This window comes from Providencia sp. PROV114 (assembly GCF_032704305.1).
GTDB classification, from domain to species: domain Bacteria; phylum Pseudomonadota; class Gammaproteobacteria; order Enterobacterales; family Enterobacteriaceae; genus Providencia; species Providencia rettgeri.
Genome location: NZ_CP120528.1, coordinates 1355461 through 1376996, shown reverse-complemented (window position 1 = coordinate 1376996; position 21536 = coordinate 1355461). Strand labels below are relative to the sequence as shown.

Annotated in this window: 21 protein-coding genes; 8 read left to right on the top strand and 13 right to left on the bottom strand. The window is 40.1% G+C overall.

Features of this window, described 5'->3' with window-relative positions; genetic code table 11:
• Positions 1 to 94: 94 nt before the first annotated feature.
• Positions 95 to 997, bottom strand: a complete 903-nt coding sequence (gene nadC, locus P3L37_RS05920) for a carboxylating nicotinate-nucleotide diphosphorylase (RefSeq protein ID WP_110732100.1) — start codon at positions 995 to 997, stop codon at positions 95 to 97.
• A gap of 106 nt (positions 998 to 1103) precedes the next feature.
• Here nadC and ampD point away from each other — a divergent pair, with 106 nt between their 5' ends.
• From ampD to yacG, 7 genes are all read left to right on the top strand, one after another.
• Positions 1104 to 1646 (top strand): 1,6-anhydro-N-acetylmuramyl-L-alanine amidase AmpD, encoded by a 543-nt coding sequence (gene ampD, locus P3L37_RS05915; protein ID WP_110732286.1) that lies wholly within the window; start codon positions 1104 to 1106, stop codon positions 1644 to 1646.
• Between the two features lie 268 nt (positions 1647 to 1914).
• The gene (gene ppdD / locus P3L37_RS05910) at positions 1915 to 2340 is read left to right on the top strand and encodes a prepilin peptidase-dependent pilin (protein ID WP_109912934.1); all 426 of its coding nucleotides are present in this window, start codon (positions 1915 to 1917) and stop codon (positions 2338 to 2340) included.
• A 12-nt stretch (positions 2341 to 2352) separates the two neighbouring features.
• A complete protein-coding gene (locus P3L37_RS05905; protein ID WP_272667422.1) occupies positions 2353 to 3753 on the top strand; it encodes an ATPase, T2SS/T4P/T4SS family in 1401 nt (466 codons plus the stop codon).
• A 1-nt stretch (position 3754) separates the two neighbouring features.
• Positions 3755 to 4942: a type II secretion system F family protein gene (locus P3L37_RS05900; RefSeq protein WP_110732101.1), complete on the top strand. Its 1188-nt coding sequence runs from the start codon at positions 3755 to 3757 to the stop codon at positions 4940 to 4942.
• Between the two features lie 155 nt (positions 4943 to 5097).
• The gene (coaE, locus tag P3L37_RS05895; RefSeq protein ID WP_004913145.1) at positions 5098 to 5703 is read left to right on the top strand and encodes a dephospho-CoA kinase; all 606 of its coding nucleotides are present in this window, start codon (positions 5098 to 5100) and stop codon (positions 5701 to 5703) included.
• An 8-nt stretch (positions 5704 to 5711) separates the two neighbouring features.
• The gene (gene zapD / locus P3L37_RS05890) at positions 5712 to 6470 is read left to right on the top strand and encodes a cell division protein ZapD (protein ID WP_109912936.1); all 759 of its coding nucleotides are present in this window, start codon (positions 5712 to 5714) and stop codon (positions 6468 to 6470) included.
• 16 nt (positions 6471 to 6486) lie between these two features.
• Positions 6487 to 6684 (top strand): DNA gyrase inhibitor YacG, encoded by a 198-nt coding sequence (gene yacG / locus P3L37_RS05885; RefSeq protein ID WP_004262008.1) that lies wholly within the window; start codon positions 6487 to 6489, stop codon positions 6682 to 6684.
• A 77-nt stretch (positions 6685 to 6761) separates the two neighbouring features.
• Here the strand turns inward: yacG and mutT are convergent, their stop codons facing one another.
• From mutT to secM, 3 genes are all read right to left on the bottom strand, one after another.
• Entirely contained in the window at positions 6762 to 7169 is a 408-nt protein-coding gene (mutT, locus tag P3L37_RS05880; protein ID WP_109912937.1) for an 8-oxo-dGTP diphosphatase MutT, read from the bottom strand.
• 61 nt (positions 7170 to 7230) lie between these two features.
• The gene (gene secA / locus P3L37_RS05875; protein WP_109912938.1) at positions 7231 to 9942 is read right to left on the bottom strand and encodes a preprotein translocase subunit SecA; all 2712 of its coding nucleotides are present in this window, start codon (positions 9940 to 9942) and stop codon (positions 7231 to 7233) included.
• Positions 9943 to 10028: 86 nt separating this feature from the next.
• The gene (gene secM, locus P3L37_RS05870) at positions 10029 to 10559 is read right to left on the bottom strand and encodes a secA translation cis-regulator SecM (protein ID WP_211889125.1); all 531 of its coding nucleotides are present in this window, start codon (positions 10557 to 10559) and stop codon (positions 10029 to 10031) included.
• A 75-nt stretch (positions 10560 to 10634) separates the two neighbouring features.
• Between secM and P3L37_RS05865 the strand changes: the two genes are divergently transcribed.
• Positions 10635 to 11156: a DUF721 domain-containing protein gene (locus P3L37_RS05865; RefSeq protein WP_109912939.1), complete on the top strand. Its 522-nt coding sequence runs from the start codon at positions 10635 to 10637 to the stop codon at positions 11154 to 11156.
• A gap of 38 nt (positions 11157 to 11194) precedes the next feature.
• Here P3L37_RS05865 and lpxC read toward each other — a convergent pair whose 3' ends face one another.
• From lpxC to murD, 9 genes are all read right to left on the bottom strand, one after another.
• Positions 11195 to 12112: a UDP-3-O-acyl-N-acetylglucosamine deacetylase gene (gene lpxC, locus P3L37_RS05860; RefSeq protein WP_004913165.1), complete on the bottom strand. Its 918-nt coding sequence runs from the start codon at positions 12110 to 12112 to the stop codon at positions 11195 to 11197.
• A gap of 99 nt (positions 12113 to 12211) precedes the next feature.
• A complete protein-coding gene (gene ftsZ, locus P3L37_RS05855) occupies positions 12212 to 13369 on the bottom strand; it encodes a cell division protein FtsZ (protein WP_004262022.1) in 1158 nt (385 codons plus the stop codon).
• Positions 13370 to 13429: 60 nt separating this feature from the next.
• On the bottom strand, positions 13430 to 14686 hold the full coding sequence (gene ftsA, locus P3L37_RS05850; RefSeq protein ID WP_004262024.1) for a cell division protein FtsA: 1257 nt from the start codon (positions 14684 to 14686) through the stop codon (positions 13430 to 13432).
• A 35-nt stretch (positions 14687 to 14721) separates the two neighbouring features.
• Positions 14722 to 15528, bottom strand: a complete 807-nt coding sequence (gene ftsQ / locus P3L37_RS05845; protein ID WP_004913170.1) for a cell division protein FtsQ — start codon at positions 15526 to 15528, stop codon at positions 14722 to 14724.
• 1 nt (position 15529) lies between these two features.
• On the bottom strand, positions 15530 to 16450 hold the full coding sequence (locus tag P3L37_RS05840) for a D-alanine--D-alanine ligase (RefSeq protein WP_004913172.1): 921 nt from the start codon (positions 16448 to 16450) through the stop codon (positions 15530 to 15532).
• Between the two features lie 2 nt (positions 16451 to 16452).
• Entirely contained in the window at positions 16453 to 17916 is a 1464-nt protein-coding gene (gene murC / locus P3L37_RS05835; protein WP_196723720.1) for a UDP-N-acetylmuramate--L-alanine ligase, read from the bottom strand.
• A gap of 46 nt (positions 17917 to 17962) precedes the next feature.
• Complete coding sequence (gene murG, locus P3L37_RS05830) at positions 17963 to 19036, bottom strand: undecaprenyldiphospho-muramoylpentapeptide beta-N-acetylglucosaminyltransferase (RefSeq protein ID WP_109912941.1); 1074 nt, start codon at positions 19034 to 19036, stop codon at positions 17963 to 17965.
• A complete protein-coding gene (gene ftsW, locus P3L37_RS05825; protein WP_109912942.1) occupies positions 19033 to 20226 on the bottom strand; it encodes a cell division protein FtsW in 1194 nt (397 codons plus the stop codon). Before ftsW ends, murG begins: the two co-directional genes overlap by 4 nt.
• Positions 20226 to 21536, bottom strand: coding sequence for a UDP-N-acetylmuramoyl-L-alanine--D-glutamate ligase (murD, locus tag P3L37_RS05820; RefSeq protein WP_004913186.1), 1311 nt, complete (start codon positions 21534 to 21536; stop codon positions 20226 to 20228). Before murD ends, ftsW begins: the two co-directional genes overlap by 1 nt.

Here is a 21536-nt window from a genome sequence, read left to right as displayed (position 1 = left end):
ACTTAACGTAAATAGCCACTCAAGATGAAACTACATCAACAATACTATAACTTAGGATCTCAGCTGAGGCAGCTTCGTGTATTAACCAAATTACTTACTGATTTTTATCAATAAAACGCATAGACAAATCCATGGCTTTAATATGTTTGGTTAGCGCACCAACAGAAATAAAGTCAACCCCTGTTTCTGCGAACTCTTTTATCGTATCTAATGTGACATCGCCTGAAACTTCAAGTGCAGCTTTACCTGCCGTTAACACCACAGCTTCTTTCATCATGACTGGAGTAAAGTTATCTAACATGATGATATCCGCTTGCGCTTTTAAGGCTCGTAATAACTCATCTAAACTTTCAACTTCAATTTCTATAGGGACATCTGGATGCACGCTACGCGCTAATTCAACAGCTCGTTCGACTGAACCAGCTGATATAATATGGTTTTCTTTTATTAAGTAGGCATCAGATAAACCTAAGCGATGGTTAACCCCCCCCCCCATCAATACCGCATATTTTAAAGCGGTCCTTAAGCCCGGAATAGTTTTACGTGTGTCAAGTAACTTCGCTCTTGTACCAGTGATTTGTTTTACATATTCAGCAGTTATACTTGAAACAGAAGAGAGCGTTTGAATGAAATTCAAAGAGGTGCGCTCACCTGTTAATAGAATTTGGGATGGGCCCTGCATCTCACAGAGAACTTGGTTAGGAGTAACAGTTTCACCGTCTTGAACTTTCCAATCAATTTTGACTTGCCCGCCAAGTTGAAGAAAGACCTCATCTAACCATTGCTTCCCACAAAAAACGCCATGTTCGCGAGTAATAATTCGAGCACTCGCTTGCGCATCTATATTTAACAGCTGACCAGTGATATCTTTTTTATAATCAATAGACTGACCTAAATCTTCTTTCAAAGCCACGCTGACCATAAAAGGAATATCAATTTGTAACCGCTCAAAAAGCATTTCACGTCTTTGCTGTTCATCATATCGCCGTATCGTCATTTTTAACTCCAAAATGTGCACTCGCTTTGTTTCATCTATGCTAATCTTTTCGTTTGCAGATAACGAGTGTTAACAAAAAAGAAAAGAGAATACTATGGATAACGATATGAAAATACACAATGGTTGGCTAAATAATGTGACTCATATCCCTTCTCCACACCATGATGAGCGCCCCACGAATACCATACCTTCTCTGTTAGTCATTCATAATATCAGCCTTCCACCAGGCCAATTTGGTGGCCCTTATATAAACCAATTATTTACAGGGACTTTAAACCCTGATGAACACCCATTTTTTAATGAAATCAAACATCTTCGAGTTTCTGCTCATTGCTTAATACGCCGTGACGGCACCATCATTCAATATGTCCCCTTTCATTTACGAGCTTGGCATGCTGGGCAGTCTTCCTACCAAGGCCAAGAAAAATGTAACGATTTTTCTATTGGTATTGAATTAGAAGGCACTGATTTTGAACCATTTACCGAAGTACAATATCAATCCCTTACTTATTTAACTAATTTACTTATAATTGAGTACCCACTAATTAAAAATAATATTACCGGCCACAGTAATATTGCTCCTGGTCGCAAAACAGATCCTGGACCATTTTTTGATTGGACGCATTATAAAAGTAAATTAAATAATTAATGATTCAATTATTATTCCGGGTAATATCTATATTGATCTTACCCGTGAATACAAAACAGGCGCATTTATCTTCACTTAATTTATCGAAAAACTCCACCTCCTATTTTATCTTTATTATTTATTGCGAAGCTGATCGAAGAAAAATGCAATCTTATCTATTTCCCAATAAATATTTACAAAGTGCTTCTCACTGTTTTTTTTAGCATCTAACTTTAACTTAAAAATTTAATTATGATGAAACCTCACTTAACAACGGAGGTTTTTATTTATGAATCAACAAGGATTTTCACTTATTGAAATTATGGTAGTAATTGCAATTATATCAATTCTAAGTGCTATTGCGATCCCTGGCTATCAAAGCTATATGCAAAAAGCAGCAATTACCGATGTACTCCAGACCGTTATTCCTTATAAGAACAGCATAGAAATATGCAGTTTTAATCGAGGGAGTTTATCGCATTGCAATGGAGGTAGTGATGATATTCCTACAAATATAACAGGGAAATACATTAATAAGATAGACGTTAAATCTGGAGTTATTACGTTCTCTACTGGTAAATCATTATCAGACTTAAAAGTCACATTAACACCAACCCTTCCAACCTTAGATAAACCCTTCAACTGGGCAGTTGTTTGCGAAAATAAAACTAATGCTAACTTAAAATCACTATGTGAAAAAACATTTATCTTTTAATTGGGAATATTTATGAATATATCTAATAATGACCAATTTATTTATAAAGAACTTAAGAGCTTATGTGATAAAAATTACATTATAATCATAGATTATAATCAAAAAAGATTATCTATCGCCGCTGCTAAAAAACCGGATGATAACTTAATAGCCACATTAAAATTTATTGCTAGCGTCCCTGTCTGTTATGATATTTGGCCAAAAGAAAAAATAGACCATTATTTTAATAACACAGTACATGAAATAAAAGAGGAGGAAACAAATTATCATCCTCAAGAAACCGAACTATTAAACACATCATCCCCTGCAATTAATTTTGTTGAGGAATTATTAAAAACAGCAGTTCATAAACGCTCATCTGATATACACCTTGAACCAACCAAACAAGGGTTAAAAATTAGATTACGTGTAGATGGGAAGCTATATTTTATTCCCTCTCCTCCTTATGAAATTAATAGCGAAATTATTGCTCGTATAAAAATACTAGCAAAAATGAATATAGCGGAAAAAAGGCTTCCACAAGATGGTCAAATGAGTTGGTATTTTGACGGGCAAAATTATAGTATTCGTCTTTCTAGCATTCCGACCATTCATGGTGAAAAGTTAGTCTTACGTATTTTGAATACGCAATTAAAATATTCTTTAGAGCACATAGGGATGTGCTCTTCCCTTCTTGAACGGTTAAAAGAATATTTAAATCGGCCACAAGGATTAATTTTAGTCACAGGGCCAACAGGAAGTGGTAAAACAGTAACACTTTATAGTTATCTAGAATATTTAAATCAATCCTCAAGAAATATAACAACCATTGAGGACCCTATTGAAATCCCCCTACAAGGGATCAACCAAACCCAAGTTAATGAAAAATACAAACTTAATTTTTCTTTTATTTTGAGGGCGCTTCTACGGCAAGACCCTGATGTCATTATGATTGGTGAAATCCGTGATGAAGAAACCGCTAAGATTGCGACCCGAGCGGCTCAAACTGGTCATCTAGTTTTGTCAACACTGCACACAAATTGTACAATTAGTGCTATAGAGCGAATGAATCAATTGGGGATAGAAAATAGTCAACTTAAATCTTGCTTAAAAATGGTTATTGCACAGAGGCTAGTACGAAAACTTTGTCCTCACTGCAAAGAAACAATACCTAAAAAAACTGAATTGCATAATAACCATATAATCAATGAATGGTCTTCAAAAGGCTGTGGGCTTTGTTTTTCTGGTTTTATGGGAAGAATTGCAATTTATGAATATATAGATCAAAGCAATATCTATGAAATCTTTAAAAATAATACATTAGAAAATCCAAATAATTTTGTTAGCCTTTTTGATGCAGGTATAGAATGCGTTGAAATGGGTGAAACCACACTTCAAGAAATCTATTCTATTATCGGAAATGGAGTAAATTAACATGTTTATTTATTCATATATTGCCATTGATTTTAAAAACCAATTAAAACACAGTACACTAATAGCAAAAAGTAAAAAACATGCTTTTATTAACATAACTGAAAGAAATTTAATTCCTATACAAATAAAATTAAAAACACTATTTACATTAGATAAAAAAAACATTAATTATCGAATTCATTTTTTTCATCAATTATCTTTATTATCATCATCAGGTATTAACCTCATACAATGTTTAAAAATATTGCATACCAACTGTCCCTTTCCATTTTGGACTGATATTATCGAAAATTCAATAATCCATATTGAAAAAGGAGAGAAATTTTCACAATATTTAAAAAAACATCCCACCATTTTTAATGACACAGTAATCAGTATTATTACCGTTGCCGAGAAAACAGGGCAGTACGAGGAAAGCTTTAGTACAATCAATTCAATTTTAGAGCATAACAATAAAGTATCTTTACTCATCAGTAAATCGACACGATACCCAATAATTCTATCATCTTTTTCTATAGTTTTATTAGCCATTATGATGATCTATGTTGTTCCTCAATTTGAAAGTATCTATCAAAATGTTAGACACGAACTACCACTCATTACAAAAACTATAACTTTCATATCAAGTTTCCTAAGGGAATATTTACCCTACTTACTTAGTCTTATTCTATTTTTATTACCTTTCATATTTAAATTTAAGGAAAAGGCACTGAACTTAATAAAAAAAACAATAATGCATTTACCCATATTAAAAAAATCATTACAACTTCATAATTTAAGTTTATATTTTTTAACGATGCATTCAACTATTAATGTAGGGTTATCATTATCTGAATGTTTAAAGTGTACTATTCAAACCATTAATAATAATCAATATAAAAAAGACTGCAAACACGTACATATGTCGGTACATAAAGGAGAATTACTCTCCTATGCTATGAGGCAAACTAAGTTTTTTCCTGATTTAGCTGTACAGCTAATGTCTATTGCTGAAGAATCTGGGAAAATACACTATTTTTCCAATTATTTATTCAAATATTATTCAGAGCAATATATTTTCATTACCGAAAAAAACCTAAAAAACCTTGAACCTATTTTACTCGTTTTAATTGCTATACTCGTGGGTATCGTCATGCTAGCAATGTATCTACCTATATTTAATTTAGGTAATGTTATAACTGAGTTATAAATAATTTCAGATAGATATAGATATTATGTTTCCCCTTTAATATATAATATATCGATTTATTTTTTAATCTATTCACAGTAATATTACTTTGGATGAAGACAAATGATTTATTTCAGTGTAATCTGTTTTTTTTCAACGAGTAAATGAATAATCATATGCCTTATATAGTTGCTTTAACAGGTGGTATTGGAAGTGGTAAAACAACTGTTGCAAACGAGTTTGCAAAACTTGGAGTTCCCCTAGTTGATGCGGATGTGATTGCACGACAAGTTGTTGAGCCTAACAGCCCAGCTCTAAAAAGCATTACTCGCCACTTCGGTAAGGATGTCATTCTTCCTAACGGAGCTCTAAATAGGCAGCGCTTAAGAGAAATTATTTTTTCCAAACCTGATGAAAAAAAATGGCTGAATGCTCTACTTCATCCATTGATCCAACAAGAAACACAAAAACAATTTCAACAAATAAATTACCCTTATCTATTATGGGTAGTCCCTTTATTGATTGAAAATAATATTCATCATTTGGCAGATAGGGTATTAGTTGTTGATGTTACTGTTGAAGAGCAAATTCAACGTACTCTAAAAAGAGATAAGACCAGTTTAGAACAAGTTACTAATATACTTAATGCACAAGTTAGCCGTGAAAAACGACTTGATTATGCCAATGATATAATAACAAACCATTCTCATGATAGGGATCTCTCAACCAAGGTAGCCGCGTTACATAACCAGTACTTAACACTAGCAAAAATAAAAAAATAGGAATTAAAATGGGCGAGTTAATTGCAACAAATTTTATTACTTATGAATACCCAATGAATGAAAAAATTCGTTCGTGGTTGCGCCTTGAAACACTTTTATCTCAAATTTATGAGCTAAGTAATATTACTTCCTACTCTACTGGTATTGCCTTTTTTCGTTCTGTTTCAGAATTAATTGAAATTCTTGATAGAGGCGAAGTACGTTCTGAGCTCATGAAAGAGCTCGAAAAACAACGAATTCAGCTAGCTAGTTGGGCTGAAGCCCCTAATGCCGATAACCAATTAATTTCTACATTACTTGAACAATTATCTGATACAACCGCCAAATTGATGTCAGCCTCACGTTTTGGCCACCATTTACGAACAGATAAAATTATCAGTATGGTACGCCAACGACTAAGCATCCCAGGAGGCTGCTGTAGCTTTGATCTCCCCACTTTACAGCTTTGGTTAAATATCCCGCAAATTGAAAGAAATAAAACCATCAATGGATGGCTGCAAAGCCTTGACCCACTTAATAATGCATTAAAACTAGTCCTTACATTAATTCGTCAAAGTGGTAATTTCGAAACAAAAGAATCTCATAATGGTTTTTATCAAGATAATGTCGAGGGTAAAGAGTTACTACGTATCAAATTATCAATTGAGCACCTTATTTACCCACAAATTTCAGGCCATAAAACAAGATTTGCATTGCGCTTTCTACATATCGACAGTGAGAATGGTATACTTCCAGATGTAATTAGTTTTGAGTTATCCTGTTGCTAGCTAGAGATATATATTTATGAGCGAAATCATTGAAGTAAACTGCCCAACATGCAAAAAGATAGTTGTTTGGAATGAAAATAGCCCTTTCCGGCCATTTTGCAGTAAGCGTTGTCAACTTATTGACCTTGGTGAGTGGGCTAGTGAGGAAAAAAGAATTGCGAGTCAAGGGGATATCTCTGACAGCGATGACTGGAGTGAACAGCCAGATAAATAAGACGTTAAGTCGCGACACAGTAAATTAAGTGGAAAATATATCATTGTGTATTTTCCACTTAATATCAATATCAGTTATTAAGCTGATTCACTTCTCTGCGTTAATAAATCGACAATAATACGGTTTGCCGGTGGGAACTCATCAGCAATAAGGTCATGTTGACAAACCCAACGCGAATCTTGCCCTTCTTTACCGTACGGTTCATTTTCCCACGCAGTAACGATAAAAAAATAAAGCGTAATGAAACGGTCATCAAACTCATGATCAACGCGATGAAATAACTCGCTCTTAGTCACTACAATTCCGACTTCTTCTTCAAGCTCACGAATTAATGCCGCTTCAGGTGATTCATTAATCTCAAGTTTTCCACCTGGAAATTCCCAAAAGCCAGCCATATGCGTGCCTTCAGGCCGTTTAGTAATAAAAATTTGTTGCTGGGAATTACGAATAATTCCAGCCGCGATATGCAAATGTTTTTTTTCCATAATTTTTTCGTCAAAAAGGCGGGTTACCCCGCCTTTTTTATATTAATGAGTTAATAATAAATTAATTTAAGCGACCGTGACATTGCTTATATTTTTTACCTGAGCCGCAAGGACAAGGATCATTACGACCAATTTTGTGACCTTGAGTTGCTATTTTAGCCTCGGTTTCAGTCATTAAAGATTCAGCACCCGCTTCATGGCTTAATTGTTGCCTTTTCGCTAAACGCTCAGCTTCTTCACGACGCTGTTGCTCTAATGCTTCAACCTCTTCAGGTAAACGAACTTGTACCTTAGATAAGGTGCTAATCACTTCATATTTCAATGCTTCAAGCATGTTAGCAAACATACTGAAAGATTCGCGCTTGTACTCTTGTTTAGGATCTTTTTGCGCATAGCCACGCAAATGAATGCCTTGGCGTAAGTAATCCATTGACGCTAAGTGCTCTTTCCATAATGTGTCTAATGTTTGCAACATGACACCTTTTTCGAAATTACGCATCGCTTCTGCGCCAACAATTTCTTCTTTACGATCATAAACTTCAATCGCTTTTGCCATAATACGTTCACGTAATGTTTCTTCGTGTAACTCTGGCTCTTTATCTAACCACTCTTTGATTGGTAAGTCGAGGTCAAAATCATTGACTAAACGTTGGTGTAACCCTTCGATATCCCACATTTCTTCAAGTGATTGAGGTGGAATATAGGCATCCATCGTAGTGGTTAATACGTCTTGGCGGATGCTATCAACCGTTTCTTTAATGTCGCCGCCATCCAGTAATTCATTACGTTGAGTATAAATTGCACGACGTTGGTCACTTGCAACATCATCATATTCAAGTAGTTGTTTACGGATATCAAAGTTACGGCTTTCAACTTTACGTTGTGCATTAGCAATAGCTTTGGTCACCCATGGGTGCTCAATAGCTTCACCTGGCTTCATACCTAACTTTTTCATCATTCCTGTAACGCGGTCTGAGGCAAAAATACGCATCAGCGCATCTTCCATTGATAGGTAAAAACGAGATGAACCCGCATCCCCTTGACGCCCTGCACGACCACGTAACTGGTTATCGATACGACGTGACTCATGACGCTCAGTACCAATAATATGTAAACCACCTGAGGCTAAAACAGCATCATGGCGAACTTTCCAGTTTGCTTTGATTTCGTCAATTTGCTCTTGAGTTGGTTCTTCTAATGCAGCAACTTCAGTTTGCCAGCTGCCGCCTAACATAATGTCAGTACCACGACCGGCCATGTTAGTTGCGATCGTTACTGCACCTGCTTGACCTGCATTTGCGATGATATCCGCTTCCATTGCATGGAATTTTGCATTCAGTACGTTGTGAGCAATTTTAGCTTTTTTCAATGCATTAGAAATTAATTCAGATTTTTCGATAGAAATCGTACCAACAAGAACAGGTTGCCCATTGGCGGTTCTCTCACGAATATCTTCAATAATTGCCGCAAACTTATCCGCTTCGTTCATATAAACGAGGTCAGGTAAATCTTTACGAACCATTGGACGGTTAGTTGGGATAACAATTGTATCAAGTTTATAAATTGAGCTAAACTCAAATGCTTCGGTATCCGCAGTCCCCGTCATACCTGCAAGTTTTTCATATAAACGGAAATAGTTCTGGAAAGTAATTGAAGCCAAGGTTTGGTTTTCATTTTGAATTTCAACCCCTTCTTTTGCTTCAACCGCTTGGTGTAAGCCATCAGACCAACGGCGCCCTTCCATTGTACGGCCCGTATGTTCGTCAACAATGACAATTTGGCCGTCTTTTACAATATAATCAACGTCTAAGGTAAACAATGCGTGAGCACGTAAGCCTGCCATTACATGGTGCATTAACATGATGTTAGAAGGTGAATATAAAGATTCTCCTTCATCCATTAAGCCTTCTTTTGCTAGAAGTTCTTCGATTAATACTAGCCCACGTTCTGTTATGGTTACTTGACGCGATTTTTCATCAACCGAAAAATGGCCTTCCCCTTGGAAAGTATCTGAATCTTCTTTCTCTTGACGTTGCAAATATGGAATAAGTTTATCTACTTTTTGGTACAGTTCAGAGCTGTCTTCCGCAGGACCTGAGATAATCAGCGGTGTACGTGCTTCATCGATAAGAATTGAGTCGACCTCATCCACCAAAGCATAATGCAATTTACGCTGAACACGCTCTTCAGGGCTAAATGCCATGTTGTCACGTAAGTAGTCAAAACCAAATTCATTGTTAGTACCATAAGTAATATCTGCCGCATACGCTTCACGTTTTGCAGGTGGAGCCATACCTGGCAGGTTGATACCCACAGTTAAACCTAAGAATTCAAATAATGGACGGTTATTTTCAGCATCACGCTTGGCTAAGTAGTCATTCACCGTAACTACGTGAACCCCTTTGCCACTTAATGCGTTGATATAAGCTGGTAGTGTTGCCGTTAATGTTTTACCTTCCCCCGTACGCATTTCTGCGATACAGCGTTCATTCAGTACCATTCCACCGATAAGCTGTACATCAAAGTGACGCATACCAAATACACGTTTACTTGCTTCGCGAACAGTTGCAAATGCCTCAGGGATGATGCTTTCTAAACTTTCGCCCTTCGTTAAACGCTCACGAAACTCTACCGTTTTTGCTTTTAATTCATCATCAGATAACTTTTCGAAATCGGGTTCAAGACGATTAATTTTTTCAACTTCTTTACGTAAACGGCGCAAGGTACGGTCATTACGACTACCAAAAACTTTGGTCAAAATCTTTGTTAACATATTTTAATCTCTAATAATCAATTAATTGTTTTAAATTTTATGGCGCAAGACAGCACAGCACTAAGCTGGCTTGCTATGGGTAAAGATTAAGCTGTTAACGGGCCGGCACGAATGCCGTGGACTTGAGCAATCCAAATTGCAGGTTGGTAGGCAATAATATGGGGATAGTTATAATGACTAAATTGGATAACACTTTCATCCCACTGAAGTGAACGCTGTGCTAACATGGCATACAGCGTATCTAGCATCAACTGTGGGGCAATAAGCTTTTCAGTCTCTTCTGCTGCCGTGTTTACATCATCGTCTTCCGTTGCCGAAAAAGCAAAAGTAAGCTGCCGAATGACATTCCTTACCGCATGTTGCTGCCAGTAATTAACTGAATAGGATGACGATGATGATGAAGAGCGCTGAGAATTCTGTTGAGAAAATAAATTGTCAAAGGCATTAACAGCTTGGCTCTGGCGATTAACGGGGGAAGAGTTAACCTGTGTGTGTTGAGATTCTGATAACGCATTTAAAATTGTAGGCAAGCCGACACCCGTGGCAACCACACCTAATAGCAGGTGGGACCAAAAGTATTTTCTTCCGAGTTGTCGCCAAAAATTTAAAATGCCCATCAAACTCTTATATAATGAATAAGTGACAAAATTATTATTTGTAATTCGTTGTTTCATTCTCAGCCGGAGCTAAAAATGAGAGATAGTCATCCACAAGCACTTTTTGATGTTCTTGAAGGATCATTGGCAACATCATCGAACACTTTACAAACTATTCAACGTAATGCAAAAGCGATTATCAAACTGAATCGTGCTGTAAAAGGGTTACTGCCGGCTGAAATCAAACCTATGTGCCGTGTTGCAAACTACCGTAATAGTATTATGGTCATTGAAGTGGCAAATGCCAGTTGGATGACCCGACTTAATTACGAAAAACTCAATCTTCTTTCTGCATTAAGAACGTCCATTCTACCATCTTTATCTTCTATCGACATCAGAATCAATCCCGATCTTATGCGAAAATCGAGGCAAAATAGCTCAGTAACTAAGCAAACGGCCTCAATGAGTCAAAAAATGAACGAACGCCAGATAAGCACACAAACCGCACAAGCACTTTTGAAATTAGCAGAGAATAGCCCGAAGGGATTAAAAGAAAGATTTGAGCGGCTGGCTGCACTAGCCGGAGAGAGTACTAGTGCAACCAACAGAAAGGGCTAACTTCGATTAGCTTTCGAAGATAGCTGCATAATCACGTCTTATGCAAACACCGCTGAAGGTGCTTTGAATGCGACAGGCAATTGAGCTTCGTCTTCAAATGTGACGAGATCCCAAGCTGATTCTTTCGCTAAAACTGCTTGTAACAGCTTGTTATTCAGTGCGTGGCCTGATTTAAACGCGGTGAAAGCGCCAATAATGTTATGTCCACACATGAATAAATCACCAATTGCATCCAACATTTTGTGACGAACGAATTCATCTTCAAAACGTAAACCATCTTCGTTAAGAACTTTATAGTCATCAACAACGATGGCGCAGTCAAAACTACCGCCTAAGCACAAGCCTTTTGATTGCAGATATTCAATATCACGCATAAAGCCAAAAGTACGCGCACGGCTAATTTGATTTACAAATGATTCCGCTGAGAAATCAAGTGAGTAGCGTTGTGTGCTACTATCAATCGCTGGGTGCTGAAAATCAATTGTGAAATCAAGGCTAAACCCATTATAAGGTCGCATTTCAGCCCATTTATCACCATCTTCAACACGTACTGTTTCTTTTATACGTAAAAATTTCTTAGCACAATTTAATTCTTCAATACCGCCATCAAGCAGTAAGAATACAAATGGTGCGGCACTGCCATCCATAATAGGGATTTCAGGCGCATTGACTTCAATAACAATGTTATCGATACCTAACCCTGCTAAGGCAGCATTCAAATGCTCAACAGTCGAAATACGCACGTTATCTTCATTAACTAAGCAAGTACATAACATGGTGTCACGAACTGATTTCGCATCTGCCGGAAAATCAACCGGTGGATTAAGGTCAGTACGACGGTAGATGACCCCGGTATTGGCCGGCGCTGGACGTAATGTAAGCGTAACTTTCTTGCCGGTATGTAAACCAACACCAGTCGCTGTAATAATACGTTTTAGTGTCCGTTGTTTGATCATCGTATTTTTCTCGCAATGTTATAAGTCCTACTGATCATCATACAAGATAATCAGTAGGAAATTTTAGCACAAAAAGCGGAGAAACCAATATAAATAAAATTAATCGGCCTGCTTACGCAAGAACGCAGGAATATCAAGATAATCTGGTTCTTTATTTGTTTGCGTATTTTGGTCATTGACCGCTTTAGCCGCTGGCTTCTCTTCTGTTAATGAAGACATGCTATTTTGCATTTGCTGATAGCGCTGTTCCATTGACGCCTGCTGAGACATCTTGTTGCTAACTAGAGTAATTTCTGGACGTTTGTCCATACCAATACCTGTAGCAACAACAGTGACACGCAGTTCTTCGTGCATTTCTGGGTCAAGAGATGTACCGATTACCACAGTTGCATTATCAGATGCGAAGGCACGGATAGTGTTACCCACCGTTTCAAACTCATCCAAGCGCAGGTCGAAACCAGCTGTAATGTTAACCAACACACCACGAGCGCCAGACAGGTCAATATCTTCCAATAATGGGCTAGAAATGGCCATTTCAGCGGCTTCTTCTGCACGGTCTTCACCGCGAGCTACACCTGACCCCATCATCGCGTAGCCCATTTCTGACATCACAGTACGCACGTCAGCAAAGTCTACGTTCATTAAACCTGGGCGAGTAATCAGTTCAGCGATACCTTGTACTGCACCTTTTAGTACGTCATTTGCCGCACCGAAAGCATCCAGTAATGAGATACCACGACCAAGTACTTTTAATAATTTATCATTTGGGATAGTGATCAATGAGTCAACATGTTTTGACAACTCAGTGATACCCGCTTCTGCGAATGCCATGCGCTTTTTACCTTCGAAATTGAAAGGCTTAGTCACAACAGCAACTGTCAGAATACCCAATTCTTTGGCAACTTCGGCAACAACCGGAGCTGCACCAGTCCCTGTACCGCCGCCCATACCCGCTGCGATAAAGACCATATCTGCGCCATCTAAAGCATTACGCAGCGCCTCACGGTCTTCTTCAGCGGCATTACGGCCGACTTCAGGGTTTGCACCCGCACCCAGACCTTTGGTAATACCTGTACCGATCTGGATAGTTTGTCCAACTGCGGTTTTACGCAGCGCCTGTGCGTCTGTATTGACAGCGAAGAACTCAACGCCTTCAATACGTTCACGCACCATGTGTTCAACGGCGTTGCCGCCGCCGCCGCCAACGCCGATGACTTTAATCACCGCATCGTTGGTTAGCTCCATTGGTTCAAACATAATGTCTCTCCGTTTTGTGCTTACTACTTTTGAAGCTAATAATATGCTTCTTTATCAAAATTAAAATTCTTTTCTCAGCCAACTGGTTATTTTACTAAACCACCCGCTAACTGATGCACGTTTTTCTACTTCGGTATCATCACCTAAATGGCTTTCTTTACCGTAATGCAGAAGCCCTACCGCTGTTGAATAATATGGCTCCTGCGCGTAATCCGTTAATCCTGTGATGTTGAGCGGTGTACCAATACGCACTTGCGTATGGAACACTTTTTGAGCGCACTCGACCAAACCGTCGATTTGCGCAGCTCCACCAGTCAACACGATACCAGCTGCCAAATGGTGTTTGACACCTTGTTGACGTAACTGTTCCTGTAAATTTAAAATTTCTTCATTTACTAAATTTAACAGCTCAGTATACCTTGGCTCGATCACTTCTGCTAAGGTTTGACGCTGTAAACTTCTTGGTGGTCGCCCACCAACACTTGGTACTTCAACGGTTTCATCTTTACTGACGATAGAACCGACTGCACAACCATGGCGCACTTTAATGGCTTCTGCATCACTGGGTGGCGTTCCAAACGCATATGCGATGTCACTTGTCACCACATTGCCTGCATATGGAATCACTTTCGTATGGCGTAAAGCCCCACCAGTATAAACCGCCATGTCCATTGTGCCGCCACCGATATCGACGACACATACACCTAATTCACGCTCATCTTCCGTTAAAACGCTATAACTTGCAGCGAGACCGGCAAAAATAAGCTGATCAACTTTTAACCCACAACGTTCAACGGCTTTGACGATATTCTTCGCCATATCGTTATGGCAGGTGATCAAATGAACTTTTGCTTGCATACGTACACCCGATAGACCAACTGGGTTTTTAATCCCTTCTTGGTAATCTATTGCAAATTCCTGTGGTATTACGTGCAAAATTCTGTGTTCATCACGTACACGTACCGATTTTGCTGTATGCACAACACTGTCAACATCTTCTTGCGTCACTTCTTCTTCTGAAACTGGCACCATACCAATCTCATTTTGACAACTGACGTGCTTACCTGATAGCGCAAGGTAAACCGATGAAATTTGGCAGTCAGCCATTAATTCGGCCTGATCAATGGCTCTTTGTACACATTTTACCACTGATTCAAGGTCGTTTACGCCACCTTTGTCCATTCCACGAGATGGACAACTTCCCACCCCAATAATATTAACCATACCATCGGGCAGAATTTCGCCAACAAGGGCTGATACCTTGGAAGTTCCAATTTCAAGGCCTACCACTAATTTTCTGTCCGTTGCTTTAATCATTTTTTCTGCCTAATTTTTGTTATTAGTCATCGTCTTTATTGTAACTCCGGTGGAGCATCGACCAATAGTGGCGCCCAGCCCACCGCAGCACCACTGGAATAACGTAAGTCAACATAGTCAACGCGTTTATCCGTTGTTTGCTGCAAAAGCGGATACAGTTCAAGGAACCGATTTAACCGCTCTGACACATCTTTCTTACCTAATTCGATTCTAACATCGTTGTCTAAAATAATTTGCCAGGCATTTCTGGCTGTCATCGATAATGATTTTAGCTTTAGGTTATGTGCTGCTAACGTGTTCTTAAAAACTGCAAATTCCTTAAGGACATCTTTTTGGCTACCTTGTGGCCCATACAGCAACACATAATCCCCTTTACCATTTTCGCTAACTGGCAAGTTAAATACTCTGCCTTGTTCATCTACCATGTTTTGATCATTCCACCTAGCGAATGGGCGGTATTCAACAATGTGAATTTTCAATTCATCTGGCCATTGTTTACGCACCGTCACTTGGCGTACCCATGGCATCATGCTTATTTGGTTCTGGATAGCGTTGACATCAACGGTCATAAATGTCCCCGGCTGCCCTAAAGCTAAAATGGCCTTTCTGACATCATCATTTGTGGTGTAATGGCGCTCCCCCGTTAACACCAATTTAGACATCGGCAACCTGTCAGCATCTTTCATCCAAGTCATCACCATCCAACCACTCCAGAGGATAGTGCCAAGCACAAATAGGAAGAAAAATAACCCACCTAAAAATGCACCATTACTCGGTCCTGAACGTGGATCCTCGTCATTATTCTGATTATGATGCCTAACGTTTAGTGCTGCTTGTGACATATCAACGAGCCAATTTTAAAATTTGTACAACTAACTGTGAAAAACTCATACCAGCCTGTCGAGCTGCCATCGGTACTAGACTATGGCTTGTCATACCCGGTGATGTATTAACTTCCAGCAGATAAAATTGACCATCATTATCTTGCATTACATCAACTCGTCCCCAGCCTTCGCAGCCAACGGCTTGGTAAGCTTTCAGTGCTAATTCTGCGAGCTCAGATTCGAGCTGTTCACCTAAACCACTTGGGCAAAAATATTGAGTTTCATCAGATAAATATTTTGCTTCGTAGTCATAAAAAATACCCGGTGGTTGAATACGAATTGACGGTAACGTGTTATCTCCCAACACAGCAACCGTGAACTCTGGGCCACTCAGCCATTTTTCAATTAACAACGTTTCATCAAATTGAAACGCGAGGTCCAAAGCAGCCGGCAATGACTCTAGGCTATCAACTTTACTCATGCCAACACTAGAACCTTCTAGACTAGGTTTCACAATCAGAGGTAGCCCTAACAATTGCACTTTAGCGACAATTTGCTCATGAGATGCCTGCTTATACTGCTGCTGTGTTAAGTAAACATATGGCGATACACTTAACCCTGCACCTTGCCATAATTGTTTTGTTCTCAGCTTATCCATACTCAGCGCTGAAGCCATAACACCACTACCGGTATAAGGGAGGTTTAGTGTTTCTAACAACCCTTGTAATGTACCGTCTTCACCACCTCGGCCATGTAACGCAATAAAAACTTTATTAAAACCTGCATCTTTCAAGGTTTCTACAGGGAAATCTTGGGGGTCAATAGGATGAGCATCAACACCTGCTTGGCGTAACCCCGCCAGCACAGCATTTCCTGACTGAAGTGAAACTTCACGTTCAGCAGATGAGCCTCCTAATAGAACCGCAACTTTCTCTGTCATTTTTATTCCTCAACCATCGGTGGCTGTAATTTTGCTTCAGCTAGGTTTTTAGCTATTTTACCAATATTTCCTGCGCCTTGAACTAAAATTAAATCATTTTCATCAAGAGTTTGAGCTAATATATGCGGAATTTGTTCAGTATCGGCAACATAAATAGGATCAATCTGACCACGACCACGAATTGTTCTGCACAATGAGCGGCTATCTGCACCCGGTACATGCTTTTCACCCGCTGAATAGACATCTAGCATTAGCAGTACATCTACCTGCCCTAAAACATTCACAAAATCATCGTATAAGTCACGAGTACGGGTATAACGATGTGGTTGGAATACCATAACAATGCGTTTATCTGGCCAACCCGCTCTCGCGGCTTTAATCGTTGCATCCACTTCTGTTGGGTGGTGGCCATAGTCATCGACTAGCATCACTTCACCCTCTTTGCCATTCACATTACGCAGAGGGAAATTCCCTAAGAAATCAAAGCGGCGCCCCGTACCTTGAAACTCAACTAGTGCAGATAAAATATGTAAATCGTCAATACCTTCTTCTGTGGCAACAGCTACTGCGGCTGTCGCATTGAGCGCATTGTGACGTCCCGGTGCATTTAGAACCACAGTCAGCTCTGGCATATTTTCACGAGCAATGGTGAAAAAGCCTTGATTTCCTTTTTGCTCATATTGCGTAATACGCACATCAGCATCTTCACTAAAACCATAAGTAGTAATGTAGCGACCAATTTTAGGTAGCAACGAACGAATGACAGGATCATCAATACACATTACTGCACGCCCGTAGAACGGCAGATTATGCAAGAAATTAATAAATGTATTCGTTAAATTATCGAAGTCGCCTTGGTAAGTATCCATATGGTCAGCTTCGATATTTGTCACGACCGCAACTAACGGTTGCAAATGTAAAAACGATGCATCGCTTTCATCGGCTTCTGCAATCAAGTAACGGCTACTACCTAAACGCGCGTGCGTTCCTGCTGATTTAACTAACCCCCCATTCACAAATGTGGGGTCAAGACCTGCTTGTGCATAAATCCCAGAAATCATTGCTGTAGTGGTCGTTTTCCCGTGGGTACCTGCAACGGCAATACCATGACGGTAACGCATTAATTCAGCCAACATTTCCGCACGACGAATAACAGGAATACGCAATTCTTTGGCGGCTTGAATTTCAGGGTTATCACTCGAGATAGCCGTTGATACGACAACAACACTCGCGTCTTCAACGTTCTCTGGGCGGTGATTAAAGTAAATCGTTGCCCCTAATGCGGTTAATTGTTGAGTCACTGCATTCGGTGCTAAATCTGAACCACTAATTTCATAGCCTTCATTTGCCAACACTTCAGCGATACCACCCATGCCAGCACCGCCGATGCCGACAAAATGGATGTGCCTAACTCTTCTCATTTCTGGCACTGATGTTCTTAATTTCGCTAATTGTTGTGTATTCACTATATTTCTTCGCTTCTAATTAATTCGATATCAATTATGGCTAATATTATTTAGCCACTTCGCAAATCACGGTAGCAACTCGCTCAGTTGCGTCTGTAATTGCACAGCTATGCGCTTTTTCGGCCATTGAGAGTAATTCGTTTCTATCCCATTGTTCTAATAAGCTCGCCACAGCATCTGCGGTAAATTGTGATTGTTCTAAAATTTTAGCCGCTCCCGCTTTTTCTAGCGGTAATGCATTCCAATATTGTTGACGATCTTTATGTTGAAAAGGCACAAAAATAGCCGGTAAACCTGCGGCTGCAATTTCACTCACTGTTAATGCACCTGACCGACAGACAACAATATCTGCCCATGCGTAAGCTTGCGCCATATCATCAATAAATTCAGTAACTTTATACTCGGAATTGACTGAAACTTGCATATGTTCATTATACAATGCTTCTGTCGATTCCTTACTGCCTTTTCCCGCTTGATGCCAGATATTTAACTGTTTGCCTACTTTTTCAGCAACTCGCGGCATCACTTGATTTAGAATTCGAGCCCCTTGGCTGCCACCAACAACTAATACACGTATAGCACCTTCACGACCAGCTAAACGAACCTGTGGCGCAGGTAGTGCTAAAACATCTTCACGTACTGGATTACCGACAACTGGTGCGTTAGGAAATGCCCCCGGAAAGGCTTGTAATACTCTTTTTGCGATTCGAGATAACCATTTGTTCGTTAAACCCGCGATACCATTTTGCTCATGAAGTACAACAGGAACACCGCATTGCCATGCTGCAATACCGCCGGGCCCCGAAACATAGCCCCCCATACCTAATACAGCATCGGGTTGATAACGCTTAATAATTGTTTTGGCTTGGCGAATCGCTTTATAAATACGCCATGGCGACCCCAGTTGCGCTGCGATACCTTTGCCCCTGAGACCCGAAATTTGAATGAATTCAATATCGATACCATGTTTCGGCACTAATGTAGCTTCCATTCGGTCAGCCGTACCTAACCAACGGATCTCCCAGCCTTGAGCCTGCAAATAATGAGCCACGGCTAACCCCGGAAAAACATGCCCTCCGGTTCCACCTGCCATGACGAGTAATTTCTTTGCCTGACTCATTTAGTGCTCCTTACAAACGCCTGCGCTTTTTCAAGGCGTGTTTCAAAATCAATTCTCAGTAATATCGCAATGGCAGCAGCCATCACCAGTAAACTCGAACCACCATAACTAATTAGCGGTAGTGTTAAACCTTTTGTCGGTAACATACCTGATGCGGCGCCAACGTTAACTAACGCTTGGAAGGTAAACCAAATACCAATAGAACAAGCCAAATAACCACCGAATAATTGGTTTGACATCAATGCACGACGGCCGATCATCATTGCTCTAAATGCCAACATAAAGACCATCAGCAGAACCAATACAACGCCAAAGTACCCGAGCTCCTCAGCTAAAACCGAGAAAATAAAGTCTGTGTGTGCTTCTGGCAAATATTCTAATTTTTGTACTGAATTTCCAAGCCCTTGCCCAAATACTTCACCACGACCAAAGGCCATTAAAGATTGAGTTAGCTGATAACCACTTCCAAACGGGTCATCCCATGGATTCAAAAATGACGTGACTCGACGTAAGCGGTACGGCTCGAACCAAATCAAAGCCAATACCCCCACCGCACAAGCGGCAATACCGATAATAAAGGGGGCTAACCTTGCTCCTGCTAAAAACAACAACCCGAGAGTGGTAACCACTAAGACGATAACTGTCCCTAAGTCAGGCTGTAATAAAAGCAAAGACGCCATAACAATCAAAATACACATCGGTTTGATAAAGCCAAGAAAACGGGTTCTGACTTCATCAGATTTACGCACTAAATAACTGGATACGTAGCAAAACAACGTAAATTTCGAAATTTCTGCCGGCTGAATTTTTACCAAACCGATGTCTATCCAGCGTGATGCCCCGTTAACGGAACTCCCTGCAACCAACACCACGACTAGCATGCCAAGAGAAGCCATCAACAATATGAAGTTGTACTTCTCCCAAACCGCCATCGGAATACGCATAACACCTAGAGCTAAAATAAATGCGATAACGATATACACCACATCACGCTTAGCAAAATAAAACGGGTCTTCGGTTAAGCGCTGGCCAACTGGCATGGACGCAGAGGTGACCATAATAAAGCCAACCGCGGCTAAACCGAATGCCAACCACACCAATGTACGGTCGTAAAGCGTTGAGCCTGAAATCACGCCATTTTTTTCACCAATGACCCAATTTTTTAAACGCATCGCACCCGGTATCGTCATTAACCTAGCTCCTGGGCTAATTGAGCAAAGACAGTTCCACGCTGCTCAAAACTTTTAAACTGATCCAAACTGGCGCACGCTGGGGATAACAGCACCATGTCCCCCGCTTTTAGTTGAGGCGCAATTTGGCGTAAGCTTTGTTCCATCGTCTCAGTCAAAACTGATTTTTCAGGTGCCATATCCGCTAACTCTTTGCCATCACGGCCAAAGCAATATAAACGGTAGTTATCCGCAGCAATATATTGTTTTAATGGTGAAAAATCAGCTGACTTGCCATCACCACCTAATAATAAGTAGATATTGCCGTCCACATGTAACCCATTTAACGCCGCTTCAGTACTTCCAACATTGGTGGCTTTCGAGTCATTAATCCAGCGAACACCGTTATTGAATAACACTAATTCGAAACGATGCGCTAACCCCGCATAGTCTTTCAATACTTGAAGGCAAGCTGGGCGAGGAATACTCACCGCATCTGCCAGTGCTAGCGCGGCCAACGCATTGAGGTAATTGTGTTGGCCAGTTAAGTGCATCTCATTGACAGCGAGCAGCTCTTTTCCTTGAGCCACTAACACCCGTTTTTGGGTATCAAAGAAATAATCACCACTATTTAAGCCAAAGCTAATACATTCTTCCAAGGTATGATTGACAGGTAAGGTCAGTGCATCTTGTACGTTAACAATGCAGTTTTTAGCATCGTTATAAATTTTTAATTTAGCTTCACGATACTGCGCTAGACCTAATGGGTATCTATCCATATGATCTTCACTAATATTTAAGACTGTCGCGGCGGTCGCTTCTAAACTTGAAGTGGTTTCTAATTGGAAGCTGGAAAGTTCTAAAACGTATAGACGATGCCCTGCATTGAGTAATGAAAGCGCTGGCGTACCAATATTGCCACCAACACCAACTGAAATACCCGCAGCTTTAGCCATTTCACCAACCAATGACGTGACGGTACTTTTACCATTTGAACCTGTAATGGCGACAATCGGTGCATCGGCTTCACGACAAAACAATTCGATATCACCCACAATTTCGATGCCGTTTTCTGCCGCTTCCTGCAACTGAGGTGTTGCCAACGCAATCCCTGGACTCGCGACAATTAAATCGGCTGCCTGTAACCAGCTATTATTCAAGCTGCCACTATGGCATTCCACGTTCGCAGGGAGTTTATCTACCCCCGGAGGCACTGCACGGGTATCCATAACACGAGGCACAACGCCGCGCGCAAGGAAAAAATGAACGCAAGATAGGCCAGTGATCCCCAGCCCAATAATAACGACGTTCTTACCCTGATAATCGACCAT